The organism is Clostridium sp. BSD9I1 (assembly GCF_900185645.1).
Lineage (GTDB): Bacteria > Bacillota > Clostridia > Clostridiales > Clostridiaceae > Clostridium_AK.
Genome location: NZ_FYAM01000023.1, coordinates 340429 through 355198, shown reverse-complemented (window position 1 = coordinate 355198; position 14770 = coordinate 340429). Strand labels below are relative to the sequence as shown.

General features: G+C 31.8%; 13 protein-coding genes. All 13 read right to left on the bottom strand.

Going from position 1 to position 14770, the window contains the following annotated elements; genetic code table 11:
- Positions 1 to 1830: a sulfite exporter TauE/SafE family protein gene (locus BSD9I1_RS09105; RefSeq protein ID WP_186430079.1), complete on the bottom strand. Its 1830-nt coding sequence runs from the start codon at positions 1828 to 1830 to the stop codon at positions 1 to 3.
- Between the two features lie 222 nt (positions 1831 to 2052).
- Positions 2053 to 2268 (bottom strand): heavy-metal-associated domain-containing protein, encoded by a 216-nt coding sequence (locus BSD9I1_RS09100; protein ID WP_186430078.1) that lies wholly within the window; start codon positions 2266 to 2268, stop codon positions 2053 to 2055.
- A gap of 114 nt (positions 2269 to 2382) precedes the next feature.
- Complete coding sequence (locus tag BSD9I1_RS09095; protein ID WP_186430757.1) at positions 2383 to 4839, bottom strand: heavy metal translocating P-type ATPase; 2457 nt, start codon at positions 4837 to 4839, stop codon at positions 2383 to 2385.
- A gap of 16 nt (positions 4840 to 4855) precedes the next feature.
- Positions 4856 to 4993 carry an LDCC motif putative metal-binding protein gene (locus BSD9I1_RS09090; RefSeq protein ID WP_186430077.1) on the bottom strand — a complete coding sequence of 46 codons (138 nt, stop codon included), beginning with the start codon at positions 4991 to 4993 and terminating at the stop codon, positions 4856 to 4858.
- A 20-nt stretch (positions 4994 to 5013) separates the two neighbouring features.
- Positions 5014 to 5280: a metal-sensing transcriptional repressor gene (locus BSD9I1_RS09085; protein ID WP_186430076.1), complete on the bottom strand. Its 267-nt coding sequence runs from the start codon at positions 5278 to 5280 to the stop codon at positions 5014 to 5016.
- Between the two features lie 89 nt (positions 5281 to 5369).
- A complete protein-coding gene (locus tag BSD9I1_RS09080; RefSeq protein ID WP_186430075.1) occupies positions 5370 to 6089 on the bottom strand; it encodes a hypothetical protein in 720 nt (239 codons plus the stop codon).
- 393 nt (positions 6090 to 6482) lie between these two features.
- Entirely contained in the window at positions 6483 to 7850 is a 1368-nt protein-coding gene (locus tag BSD9I1_RS09075) for a cell wall metabolism sensor histidine kinase WalK (protein WP_186430074.1), read from the bottom strand.
- Positions 7851 to 8537, bottom strand: a complete 687-nt coding sequence (locus BSD9I1_RS09070; protein WP_186430073.1) for a response regulator transcription factor — start codon at positions 8535 to 8537, stop codon at positions 7851 to 7853. It abuts the gene before it with no gap.
- 234 nt (positions 8538 to 8771) lie between these two features.
- Complete coding sequence (locus BSD9I1_RS09065) at positions 8772 to 9950, bottom strand: acetyl-CoA C-acetyltransferase (protein ID WP_186430072.1); 1179 nt, start codon at positions 9948 to 9950, stop codon at positions 8772 to 8774.
- A 136-nt stretch (positions 9951 to 10086) separates the two neighbouring features.
- Positions 10087 to 11487, bottom strand: a complete 1401-nt coding sequence (locus BSD9I1_RS09060) for an FAD-binding oxidoreductase (RefSeq protein WP_186430071.1) — start codon at positions 11485 to 11487, stop codon at positions 10087 to 10089.
- Between the two features lie 46 nt (positions 11488 to 11533).
- The gene (locus tag BSD9I1_RS09055; RefSeq protein WP_186430070.1) at positions 11534 to 12757 is read right to left on the bottom strand and encodes an electron transfer flavoprotein subunit alpha; all 1224 of its coding nucleotides are present in this window, start codon (positions 12755 to 12757) and stop codon (positions 11534 to 11536) included.
- Positions 12758 to 12783: 26 nt separating this feature from the next.
- Positions 12784 to 13572: an electron transfer flavoprotein subunit beta/FixA family protein gene (locus BSD9I1_RS09050; RefSeq protein WP_035311922.1), complete on the bottom strand. Its 789-nt coding sequence runs from the start codon at positions 13570 to 13572 to the stop codon at positions 12784 to 12786.
- Positions 13573 to 14014: 442 nt separating this feature from the next.
- Positions 14015 to 14713, bottom strand: coding sequence for a FadR/GntR family transcriptional regulator (locus tag BSD9I1_RS09045; RefSeq protein ID WP_186430069.1), 699 nt, complete (start codon positions 14711 to 14713; stop codon positions 14015 to 14017).
- Positions 14714 to 14770 lie beyond the last annotated feature (57 nt).

The following is a 14770-nucleotide window of genomic DNA, read 5'->3' as shown; positions in this document are numbered from 1 at the left end:
TTATTGACTTAAATAATTATCTCGCACTTTTTCTAAATCTGTAGTATTTAAGTTATCTACTACTTCAATTATTCCTAAAATGAAATCCTCTTTAACTATTGCATATCCACCAACTTTTTTCGGACTAAATTCTATCTCATTTATACCCTTTTTAGCATTAAATGAAGTAATTTCATCTCCTGTAGTTGCATCTACAATGCGATATTTACCTTCAACATTATCAAAGTCATTTAAATCAAAGGTTAGCTTAGTTTTTGAAGTATTTCCTGTAACAACTATTAATGGCTGTAATTCATAACCAATACCTTTGAATTTTGCACTTTGGTAGTTTCCAAGAGCTGAAGCTTTATTAATTAATGTATCAGTTGGAACCTTTGTTATATCATCACCATAAATGCTTTGTGCTGAAGATGTTCCTTCAGAATCCTCATCTAAAGGAACTGCACAGCAGCTTGGACCTGTGCTTGGAGGCGGTATAGAAGCATCAGTCTTTGATGTATCCACTGTTTCAAGATTATCTACAACCTTTATTACTCCTCTTATCATTCCCATCCAGCAGCTGAAATTAATATCCTTATCGCCTGGAGTAAATTCTGCAATATTTTCACCTTTTTTTATCTTTTGCTCAATTCCTACAGATGATGCTACAATGGCATTATTACAAGAATTTAATTGTTCACCATTAATTATCCACTTTACCGGCATTCCCTTTTGTACATAAAATGCATTAGGAGTATATCCATTGTTATTTGCAGTCATCCTTATAACCTGTACTCCATTTTCAACAGTAGCTTTAGTTATATTTCCGCTAGCTGAAGCCGAAGAACCTCCACCAAGTAAGAAGCTTTGTACTTTACTAGCTACCATTGGAATTGGATTAATATTTATACCTGCTAGTGCAAAACCTCTATTTCCCATAATAAATCCAAGAACTATAATAAGAACACCACTAAATTTAAGAATTTTCTTTGTGTAACCTTTGCTTAAAAGCCCTGAAACAGCGCCAAATGTAAGCATTAGTGGTACCGTTCCAATTGCAAACATGAACATTGATAAAGCACCTTTTGTAGCACTTCCTGTTCCTAATGCAAAAAGCTGCATAGTTTGAAGAGGACCACAAGGCATAAGTCCATTTAGAATTCCTACTATAAAAGGAGAACCAGATTTATTTTTAGTTTTACATGATATGTGAGGTAGTTTAATATTAAACTTTCTAAATGCGCTAAATCCAGCCATATTAAATCCCATCATAATCATAAATATACCAGCAAATATTTGAAGCCCTGCTTTTGCAGTAATTGAAATAGAAAATACAGATCCTAGTGCCCCAATTATTCCACCTAAGATAGTATACGATAAAACTCTTCCTAAATTATATAAAAGTGCTGGCTGTATAGCTTCAAATTTATTATTGCTTTCTTTTGATAAGCTCTGCGAAAGCATAATTCCACCACACATACCTACACAGTGAATTGAAGTAAGAACTCCAACTACAAAAAGAACTGCATAAGAAGCATTAGTAAGCTTTGACTCCATATCAAAACCACTTGTTTTCATGCCCAGCATAATTACAGCTGCTACTATTATAAAAACTCCCATGAATTTATAGTCATTAGAGCTTTCTGTACTGTAACCAGCACTTTTGATAGCAGCTTTAATTTTATTTGAATCACAAAGTTCATCATCATATTCAACTTTAGCAAATTGCCCCATATAACTTGCTTTTACATTTAATATTCCATCCAATTTTTTAATGGCTTTTTCCACTCTGTTTTCACAAGATGCACAGGTCATATCATACACCTTATATTTTTCTCTTACAATACTCATAAATTCCCTCCTAGTATGTATTCATAATATAAAGTAACTCTTACTTTATATTTTATAACGATAAAATAAATTACTATTTTGTTTTTAACATATCAAATTCATTTTTAAAACTTGAGATTATTTTATGAGTATAGTATATAGAAAATATATGTTGATTATATGAAGACAATAGACTATAAAAGAGCTTTGATAAAATTAATTACCAAAGCTCTTTTATTATATTTATAATACTTCTATTCCTGCAACCTCATATCCTGCATCATCTATAGCAAATTTTATATCTTCATCTTTTACCTCTATAGATGCCTCAATTATTGCTGTTTTAGCATCTAAATTTACATCTACACTAGTTACTCCGTTAAGTTCATTTAATGCCTCCTTAACATGATTAACACAATGTCCACAGCTCATTCCTTCAACTAATATTTTCTTTTTCATTTTGTATTCCTCCTAAAAATATATATTTAAATGTTTTAAGCTAACTTAATAGGAAACTCCTTCTCGTTCCTCGAATGAGAAAGTGACTCACATCGAATCATAGATTTGAGTTCCCTACTTAGCTGGCTTAAATCCTTTTAGTCTTAAAGCATTAGCCAGTACTGATACAGAACTAAGACTCATAGCTGCTGCTGCAATGATTGGATTTAAAAGTGGTCCACCAAAGATGTAGAGTATTCCCATTGCTACAGGTATACCTAAAGTATTATATCCAAATGCCCAAAATAAGTTTTCCTTAATATTTAATATAGTTTTCTTACTTAATTGTATTGCAGTTGGCACATCCATTAAGTCACTTCTCATAAGAACTATATCTGCTGATTCCATAGCTACATCTGTACCTGAACCTATAGCTATACCAATATCTGCTTGTGCTAGTGCTGGAGCATCATTTATACCATCACCAACCATAGCAACCTTCTTACCTTCAGCTTGGAGCTTCTTAACTTCATTAGCCTTATCTTGAGGAAGAACTTCTGCTAGTATTCTGTCTATTCCCACTTGCTTAGCTATGGCTTCTGCTGTTCGTTTATTATCTCCTGTTATCATTGCTACTTCAATTCCCATTTCATGAAGCTTTTCTATTGCTTTTTTACTGTTTTCTTTAACAGTATCAGCTACAGCAATGATACCTACCATCTTTCCATCAATACTCACATACATTGGAGTCTTACCCTCTCCAGCTAGCTTATGAGAAGTTCCCTCTAGGTTTTCCAATGATATATTACTTTCCACCATAAGTTTTCTGTTTCCAAGTAAAATATCTTTTCCATCTATTTTAACTTCAATTCCATGACCAGGAATGGCCTTAAAGAAATCAAGTTTCTTAAATTCTAGTCCCTTTTCCTCAGCACCTTTTACAATAGCCTCGCCAAGAGGGTGCTCTGATCCCTTTTCTGCTGATGCAGCTAATTGCAATAAATAATCCTGTGTTATATCATTTGTAACAACTACGTCTGTAACCTTTGGCTTACCTTCTGTAATGGTCCCAGTTTTATCAAATACTATTGTTTTTACTTTATGAGCAGTTTCTAAAGCAGCACCACTCTTTATTAGTACACCATATTCCGCACCTTTTCCCGTTCCAACCATTATTGCTGTTGGAGTTGCAAGGCCTAGTGCACAAGGACAAGCAATTACCAGAACTGATATAAATATAGTAAGAGCAAATACCCCTGTTTCACCAGACATATACCAAGCAAAAGCTGAAATAACTGCAATCACCATAACTACTGGAACAAAGTAACCTGAAATTATATCAGCTAATTTCGCAATTGGCGCCTTAGAGCCCTGTGCGTCTTCTACTAGTTTTATAATTTGAGCTAAAGCTGTATCTTTACCAACCTTTGTGGCTCTATATTTTATAGTACCATTTTTATTAATACTTGCACCGATAATCTTATCTCCAGTATTTTTTTCTACAGGTATACTTTCTCCTGTTAGCATAGATTCATCTACTGACGTAGTACCTTCTACAACTTCACCATCCACAGGCATCTTCTCTCCTGGCTTAACTACAATTATATCTCCTACTTCGACTTCTTCTATAGGAGTTTCAAGCTCTTTTCCATCTCTAATAATAATAGCTGTTTTAGGAGCAAGCCCCATAAGCTTTTTTATAGCCTCAGAGGTTTTCCCCTTGGTAACTGATTCTAAATACTTACCAAGCGTTATAAGTGTTATAATAACTGCCGCTGACTCAAAGTATAAATCATATGCATAATCTACATTACCACTAAAAATCTGTACTATAGCAAATATTCCATATAAGAATGCCGCACTGGTACCCATGGCTATTAGAGAATCCATGTTAGGACTTCTCCTAAATAAGGATTTAAATCCTACTGTAAAGAATTTATAGCCCGCAGCCATAACAGGCATAACGAGTACTAACTGTACTATTGCAAAGGTCCTAGGATTTACCATAGGGTCTATAACTTCTGGAAGTTTAAATCCAATAGGTTCCCCGAACATATGTCCCATGGTTATAACAAGTAATGGTACTGAAAATATTGCTGCTATAACAAACTTTTTCCATAATAATTTTATTTCTTTTTCTTTTCTCTCTTTATCTGCATCTACATTGGTTTCTTCTTCTACAGCTTTGTAACCTGCCTTTTCTATTACTTTTCTTATATCTGAAACTCTAACCTTTGAAGAATCATAACTTATATTTAAATTTTCTGTTGCAAAGTTCACATTAGATTCTATAACACCATCCAACTTTTTTGTTACTCTTTCAACTGTTTTAGCACAAGCTGCACAAGTCATTCCCTGAATCTTTAATGTCTTTGTACTAGATTCAGTTTTAGCTTTATAACCTGCTTTTTCAATAGCTGCTTGAATGTCTTCAATAGATACTTTTGCCTCATCGAAGCTAACGTTTAATTTCTCTGTAGCAAAGTTTACATTTGCATCAGTAACACCTTGTAGCTTTTTAGATGCCCTTTCTACAGCTTTAGCACAAGCTGCACAGGTCATTCCTTCTATTTTAAGAACTTTATTCAATATATTCACCTCTTTTTAATTACTTATTATTGGTATCAGTTCCTTTAGCAGCATTGTTAGATTTATTTAAATCACAACAATCTAATTTACCATTACCAAAAGATTTGCTATTTTGATCTGCGATTTTTTTTATAAGATTCTTAAAAAAATTTTTCATATCATACATCTCCTTTAATATTACTTTTGAATGAGTTTTTCTAAGATACCCATTATTTCATCAACTTTTTCTTCACCGCTGTCATGTATAAATGCATGTTTTACACAATGATTTAAGTGCTGTTTTAATATCAACATATTTGCCCTTTTTAATAAAGCTTGAGAAGCTATTATTTGATTAGATATATCTACACAGTATCTATCTTGCTCTAGCATCCTTATAATCCCTTCAATTTGACCCTTTGCAGTTTTTAATGATGCCAAAGCTTTCATTCTTTCCTGATTCATTATTTTCCTCCTTTCGAGTGAAGGTAATCTATTATATTCATTTGATCTCTCCACCCCTTGGGGGTGCATTTCTATGAAATAAAAAATTATTATTTGCTTATATCATATATTCTTACTATTTGATCTGGGTTCTCGCCCATCCCCATATTATCTTTGCTTGCTTCTCTAAATATCCATCCACTTCCCTCAAGTTTGCTAATATCTAATCCTGCTTTTATAAGTGGTTCGGATTTAAGGACAAATATCATATCAGCATCATTTAATCCTAATTTTTCTGTCCATTGTACTTCGTTGCCTTCTCCAAGAATTAGTCTATAATGCTTTTGATCCTCATGATATTTTACAATATTAGTATCTGATTTTAATAATCTTCTCATGGAATCTTCTGATCCATTAGAAGTTTCTTTTTTATCACTTACATTGTATGGTTTAATTAATCTATTAGGTAAACTTTCTCCCATATCATCTTTACCAGCTGGCTCGTATAACCACTCACTCTTATCAAGTTTGTTAACATCTAATCCAGCCTTTATAAGAGGATCTGCTAACATTACCATAGCAAAGTCTGCTTTATTTGCTGACATATCTTTGCTCCACTCAAATTTCTCTCCTGTTGGAAGCTTAAATCCCCAATGCTGTAACTCACTATGGAAACCTTTGTTGTCTGGGTAAGTTTTTACAATCTCATTAAACGCTTTAAGCGCATTATCTGATTCTTTGTTTCCCGTTATCGTTCTGCTGCATCCTGCAAAGGATATAACTAAAGCTGAGGAAGCAAGTACAGCTATTATTTTCTTTGTCTCTTTCATATAATTACAACTCCTTATATGTTTTCTTGTCTTTAGGTACATATTACTCAAATCCTATGAAGACCATATGAAGATTTTTAATAATAGCTTAAAATTTATACTACAATTATTTTTTATTTTCTCAAGCACTTTTTCTTTTCTTCATCTCATCTACATAATTCGATAATATAATATGAATATAGTAAGTTAATCAATAACCATCCTTATTGATTGATAGCTTTTATATGAGTAAATTCCCCAAATAATTTACTGTTAATACTTATTACAAAAATAGAAGCCTGTTTCCCCAAACAGACTTCTATTTTTATTTTAATTGTTATTATGAAATTTTAAATTAAAAAGCTTTGATAAATTTGATTATCAAAGCTTTTTAATTACTTATACAATAAATATTTAAAATTTACTAAATGCAACCTTGAAAGTAGTTCCTTTTCCTTCTTCACTTTTGACGTCTATACTTCCTGAATGAAGCTGTACTATGCTCTTGGCAATTGTGAGTCCTATACCGCTTCCTTCTATTTCATTTCTACTCTTATCTCCTCTGTACAGTCTTTCGAAAATGAAGGCTAAATCTTCTCTTTTGATTCCAATACCATTATCTTTAATTTCTACTATAACATTTTTGTTATGCGTATATAGGCTAATCCATATATCTCCCTGTTCTTCTGTAAATTTCAATGCATTAGATATTAAATTTATAAATACTTGTTTTAATTTATCTTTATCTCCGGTTACATCATAACTTTTATTAGATTCTGCATGATAGTGCAGCCTAATGCCCTTATTCTCTGCTGCCATATAAAAATCTTCACAAATGTCACTTATCAATTGATCTAAATATACTCTTTGAAAATTAAGCTTTATACTTTCAGTTTCAAATTCTTTTAAAGTATTTAGATTGTTTAATAAACTTCCAAACCTTATCACTTCTTCATTAAGATAATTCAACCTTTCTTCTGTAACTGGAAAAACCCCATCTATCATGGCTTCTAGATTATTTTGCAGTACATTTAAAGGTGTTCTTATTTCATGAGATATGTCAGATACTAATCTCTTTCTAAGCATGTCTTGATATTTTAATTTTTCAGCTAATATATTAACACTTCTTCTTAAGTTTTCTAACTCCTTAATGTTACTTTGAGTATTTGAAATTGCATTAAAATTGCCCTCTGATAATTTTACAGACATATTGGCAACTTCTTTAATTGGATTAGAGAATTGCTTTGAAAAATAAAGACTTAATATAATTATAATAGATAGAGTTACAAGTCCGCTGATAATAATACTTTTATTTATAGACGTTTTAAAGTTTATATCTTCTTCAGATAATAATACCGATGAGTATTGGCCAATATCCACATAACCAACTAATTTATCATTAACTATAATTTCAAATTTTTTAGAATTGTACACTCCATTATCTTTTACTATCATAGTATTTAAGTGAGAGGTGTTCTTAATTAAATCTGGCTCCATGCCCCATATAGGTTTATTATTACTATCTAAAAGTGTTAAACAATAATTGCTCATATAAGCTTCATGCATTAGCTCAGACCCAGAATTATTTGACCATTTACCATCTCTTTTGTATATTTCCTGAAAATAAGATACAATTCTCTCTTCCCTTTTATTTTGTATATCTAACATGTATTGATTGAATTTATCATTTATCGTTGCATTTACAAATACTGTTATCAAAAGTATTGCTCCAATGGAACATGTAAAAAATAATATACTTAATCTTTTCCTAATGGTTTGCACTTAATTTTCACCACCAAACTTATATCCTACCTTCATAACCGTTATAACATACCTAGGATTTTTAGTATCCTCTTCTATCTTTTTTCTTATGTTTTTTATATGAACGTCAATGGTTCTATCATATCCGTCAAAATCCACTCCAAATACTTTATCTATAAGTTGCTCTCTTGACAATACTCTACCCTTATTTACTATAAGAGTATGCAATATATCAAATTCATTTGGAGTAAATGCCACTTCCTCTCCATTAATCTTTATAATCCTTTTATCATAATCAACAATTAGTCTCCCATCATTAAAGGTAAAACTTGAAGTTTCGTTTTCTCCCTTTAATCTTCTAAATAATGCATTGACTCTTGCTGTTAATTCTCTAGGGCTAAATGGCTTAACTAGATACTCATCAGCACCAATATTTAATCCCTCTATTTTATTATCTAAACTTCCTTTTGCTGTAAGCATAAAAATATGCACATCGGATTTCTCCCTTATTATTTTACATATTTCTTCTCCACTAATGTCTGGAAGCATTAGGTCTAGTATGACTAGTTTAAAATTCATAGAATTAAATAGCTCAATCCCCCTTAATCCTTTTGTAGTGCATTGAACATTATATCCGTCTTTTTCTAAATAAGCCTTCAATATTTCTGATACACTTTCTTCATCCTCAATTATTAGAATGTTACTCATATTATTTCACCTCTTATTTCATTTAATTTGTATATTAATGTATAAATTATTCTTGATCAATTATGTTTACTATTATAAAACTTTATCAATTTCTTTTAAAGATATTATGAAGACTTTATAAATTCAAATTTATTTTCACTTTCATTTCAATAAATAATTTAATTTAAAACTATATAATAAAATCATAAATGCATACAGATTTATCACTGCATGCATTTATGATTTTATTATTTTCTATCTTTCAATTATAACAGCAGTGCCTTGACCTCCACCTATACAAAGTGTGGCAAGACCTGTTTTTGCGTCTCTCTTCATCATCTCATAGATTAAAGTAACAAGTATTCTTGCTCCTGATGCTCCTACAGGGTGTCCTAAAGCTATAGCACCACCATTAACATTAACTTTTTCCGGATTGAATCCTAAATCTCTAACTACAGATAGTGATTGTGCTGCGAAAGCTTCGTTTGCTTCAACTAAATCTATATCATCTACAGTTAATCCTGCCCTTTCAAGTGCCTTTCTAGTTGCTGGTACAGGTCCATAGCCCATTATCCTTGGATCTAGCGCTGCTGAGGCATAGGATTTAATAGTTGCAAGTGGCTTTATTCCTAGCTCCTCTGCCTTTTCTTTTGCCATAAGTACCAGCATTGCAGCTCCATCATTTATGCCTGAAGCATTGCCAGCCGTTACTGTTCCATCTTGTTTAAATGCAGGTTTAAGCCTTCCAAGTTTTTCTACAGTTGTATCTGCCTTTGGATATTCATCCGTATCAACTATAATAGGATCTCCCTTTTTCTGAAAAATTTCCACAGGGACTATTTCATCCTTAAATCTTCCTTCGCTTATAGCCTTTGTGGCTTTAACTTGACTTTCATGAGAAAATTTATCTTGCTCTTCTCTTGAAAGTTTCCACTGCTCTGCTATATTCTCAGCTGTAATTCCCATATGTATATTATGAAATGCATCAGATAATGCATCAGTAATTAAGCTGTCAACAACTTTAGCATCTCCCATTTTATACCCCCATCTTGCTCTAGTAAGAAGATATGGAGCATTACTCATACTTTCAGTACCACCTGCTAGTATTACATCTGCATCTCCAAGTTTAATAAACTGAGTAGCCATGCTAACAGTTCTGAGTCCTGAACCACATAATTTATTTATTGTCATGGCTGGAGTTGTGTCTGGTATTCCTGCATGGATAGCAACTTGTCTTGCCGGATTTTGTCCTAATCCTGCTGATAAAATATTTCCAACAAGAACTTCATCAACCATATCTGGTTTAATTCCTGCTCTCTTCATTGCTTCTTTTGCAGCAATAACTCCTATATCAATTGCTGATAGTTTAGATAAACTTCCTCCAAAACTTCCTATAGGTGTTCTAGCTGCGCCTACAATAACTACTTCTCTCATGTAAACTAGGCCTCCTCTATCTTTTTAATCTTTAATTAGTATTATTTACACTTATATACTATAAACAATGTAATAAAAAATTATACAAAATAAAAACTAGTGATTTTAAACCACTAGTTTTTATAATATATATTTATTATTGGCAAACCTTACCTGGATTTAATATATTTTTAGGATCAAAGGCTGATTTAATTCCCCTCATTATTGACATATAATGTTCTCCATATTGATGGAACATATATTCTCTCTTTGCATATCCAATTCCATGTTCTCCAGATACAAGCCCCCTTAATTCTTCTGATTTTTTATACATTAAGTCAAATATCTTACTTAATTTGAATTCCCATTCTTCTTCATTTAAATCATCTTTACAAATATAAACGTGTAAATTCCCATCTCCTGCATGACCAAAGCTTGGTATTCTAATGTTATATTCCTCTTCTAATTCATGAGTATATTTAATAAAGCTTGCAACTTGGTTTCTTGGTACAACAACATCACATTCATCCATTTCTGTAGTGGAAGCTTTAATTGCTTCAAGGAATGCCCCTCTAGCTGACCATACAGAATCTTTTCTTTCATCTGTATCAACTATAAACACATCTAATGCTCCTTCTTTTAAGCAAAGATCTGCAACTATTTCATAGTCACCTTCAACTTGTCCTAAACTATTTCCATCAAAAGTTAGCAAAAGGTACGCATCTGATGAATTATCAGGAAATTTTTTACCTAAAAATTCTTCTGCTGAAACTATAACTTCTCTTTGCATAAATTCTATTGCAGTTGGCACAGCTTTTGATTTTATAATTTTAGGCACCATTTCAATTGCAGTATCTATATCTTTAAAAGGTATAAGTAAACTTACTGATTTTTTTGGTAGAGGAAGTAATCTTAAAATTGCCTTTGTAACTATTCCAAGTGTTCCTTCTGACCCAACTATTAGGTCTTTTAAGCTATATCCTGAACTATTTTTAACAACTTTTCCACCAAGCTCTACTACTTCTCCATTTGGAAGAACTACTTCAAGTCCGCGAACATAATCTCTTGTAACCCCATATTTAACAGCTCTCATTCCACCAGCGTTGGTACTTATATTTCCACCAATTGTAGCACTTTTTTCACCTGGATCTGGTGGGTAAAAAAGTTCATGTTCTTCAACGTACTTTCCTATTTCCATCAAAAGAACTCCTGGTTCTAAGGTTAAAGTTAAGTTTTCTTCATCAAGCTCTAATATATTATTCATTTCTGTCGTTTCCATCATAATTCCACCGTGTAATGGTACCGAAGCTCCTACAAGCCCTGTTCCTGATCCCCTTGCAACAACAGGAATTGTATTTTCATAGGCATACTTCATTATTCTTGAAATCTCTTCAGTATTATGAACTTTTACTAGCACATCTGGATAATTACTCACTCCACCTAACTCATCATGGCTATAATCTTCGTTTATATCGCTTCCATGCAAAACCTTGTCTTCTCCAACTACATTTTTTAAAAATTCGATATCCTTATTATCTATCTTTTTATATTGATTCATATTTATCCCCTCCGATATATTAGCTAATCTTGTAATTTGAAAGTTATTATTTATTTAATGAAACGGCTACTTCTTCAAGTCCTTTACCGCACTTAATTCTTTCAATAAGTTGAGGAATTATTTCATAGATATCTCCAACGATTCCGTAGTGAGCAGTATTAAATATTGAAGCATTAGGATCATTGTTTATAGCAATTATTGTTTCTGAATTATTCATACCTGCTACAAATTGTACTGAGCCTTGAATTCCAGCGGTTATTATTAATTTAGGTTTAACAGTTCTTCCACTAAGTCCAATTTGCCTCTTTGCATCTATCCATCCAGCTTCTACAAGAGGTCTAGTTCCTGCTATTTGTGCATCTAGTACATCTGCCAATTCTCTTATTAGATTCATATCTTTCTCTGATTTAACTCCTCTACCTGCTGCTACAATTACTTCAGCATCTGATATGCTAATTTCCTTTGCCTTTTTAGTAATTTTTAAAACCTTTATATTTGAATCAAACTTTTCCTTTGGCATTTTGCATAATATAATTTTGCCCTTAGTTTCTTCAGTTACCTCTGGAGCTGAGAAAATCTTATATCTAACAGTTGCAAATTGTGGTCTATTATTGCTTGTAATAATTTGAGCCATTATATTTCCACCAAATGCTGGTCTTATTTGAACTAAGTCTGTGTTTTCCTTCATATCAAGTATTGTACAATCTGCAGTAAGTCCTGTTTTAAATCTTGCTGCAATCCTTGGAGCTAAAGACCTTCCTACAGTTGTAGCTCCAACAAGCACTGAAGACGGCTTAACTTTATTTATGAAGTCTTCAAAAGCAGCTGTATAGGGTTCTATTCTAAAGTCTTTTAACTCTTCATAATCATATACAAAAACCTCATCAACACCATAGTGTAATAATTTTTCAGCTTTATTTTTTATATTGTGACCAATAAATAGCGCATAAACTGGATGATTGATTTTTGAAGCAAGCTCTCTACCCTTTCCTATTAACTCATAAGTTACAGGATGAATATTTCCTTCTATATGGTCAACATATACTGCTATTCCCTTCCATAAATCCTTGTCTACTTTTGCTACTTCTTCTTCTACAAATTCTATTACTCCTGCTGGTCCCTTTTTCACGCATAACTTACACATTTTACATGCAGCTGAAATTTCCACTTTACCATTTATTTCTGATATAGCATTAAAAGGACACACTTCTATTAATTCATTTATATTTTCTTTATTTAACTTACTTTCATTAATAATTAATTTAGACATTAATATTCCTCCCTTTTTAATAAAATTTATACAAATTTAAGTTCTCTTAACTTATCAAACAATTTGTGTGTAAGTTCTTCTCCATCTCCCTGCCACATTTCTTTATCAGTATTAACCGCAGGTGGGAAAATTCTTTCAACCTGAGTTGCCGATCCATTTAACCCATAGTTTTTTTCATTTTTATCATCAAAATCTTTCAAACTAAAAACTTTAGCTTTTTTATTTTTAGTTTCTAGTTTTCTTTTATAAGATGGTAATCTTGGGGTATATATATCCTTTTCAACAGTTATAAGGCATGGGAATTTAATTTCCTGAATTTCAACTGTTTCTGCCATATCCATTTCCACAGTTATAGTTCTATCATTTATTTCAACAATTTTTCTTACATTAGAGACATGAGGAATTCCTAGATATTCAGCCATTTCTGCTCCTACCTGTGCTGTATCTCCATCAGTTGTTTGTTTACCGCAAATTATAAGATCAGGGTTTCCTGTCATTTTTACTCCTTGAGATAGCGTATATGAAGTAGCAAGTACATCCGCTCCTGCAAATTTTCTATCTGATAGCAATGTTCCTTCATCTGCTCCCATCATAAATGCTTCTTTTATAATTTCCTCTGATTGTGGTGGACCCATAGTTATTACGTTTACTTCTCCACCCATATCTCCTCTTATTCTAAGGGCAGATTCTAATGCATATAAATCATATGGATTCATCTTTGATTCTACACCGTCTCTTTTTAGCACTCCTGTAACTGGATCTACTTCAACTTTATTTGTTCCTGGTACTTGTTTAATACAAACTAAAATTTTCATAATTGTTCCCCCATTTCATATTAAATTAATATATGGTAAGTTGTCTGACCATTATGACAACATATAAACTATTTTTATTTTTTTATAATGTAACTATTGCTGATGCAAGCCAATATGGCTTCATATTAAACGTTTGCATTCATTTTTTATCCCTCCAAGTTAAAATTCTTTTTACTGGTATGACCATCCTTCCTGTGACCTTATATTATCATAATTTTAAAACTATTTCCACAATAGTTATTTTATTAACATGGATTTTTTTCTTTTATTTTCACTATATTACCAAGTTTTCTTATTGTATAGAATGAAAAAAAACAATATTTTCTTGTAATTAATGTAATTTTACCAATGATTGTTACAGTTTTAACAAATTAAAACAATAAATTAAGAACCCAAACAAGATCAAATCCTATTTGGGTTCTTAACTAATACATATATAATATTATTTATTAAACTTTATTAAATTCTTATTTATAAGGTCCATATGCTTTCTCATTGATTCAGAAGCCTTATGAGGATTATGCTCTTTAAGCGCATTTAATACTTCTTCATGTTCATTATCAATACTATCTTTAAGTTGATTATTTATTATATTTTTTCTTGCATCTTTTATAAAAGAATCCATAAGCGATGAAACTGTGTTTAATATACTTAATATCAAAAAATTCCCTGAGGCTTTGGCTATAGTATAATGAAATTTAGCATCATCTTTAACTCTTTCGTCCTCATCTTCAGAAGTCTTCATATTATCTACTAGCATTTGCAATTCATTTATTTCTTCAGTAGTTATTTTCTTTGCGGCAAGAGCTGCTGTTTCTATTTCAATAACTTTTCTAAGCTCAAATATTTCCTCTACTTTGCAATCATTAAGCATGAACATAATTGATAGAGGCTCAAATAATGTGTTATCAAAGTTTTGCCTTATAAAATTTCCTTCTCCCTGCTTTGATTCAATAAGTCCAATAATTTCAAGAGACCTCAAAGCTTCTCTTATAGAGGCTCTGCTAATACCTAACTGCTCCACTAATTCTCTCTCTGAAGGTAATCTATCGCCTTTTTTTAAAACCCCATTAGTTATCATGCCTTCTATTTGTTCAATTACTTGTTCGTAAACTTTTGTGTTTTTAATAGGAGTAAACATTGCTCCGTATCCCCTCTCATCTTATGCTCTAAATTAATAGTCCATTTTTTGTTATTA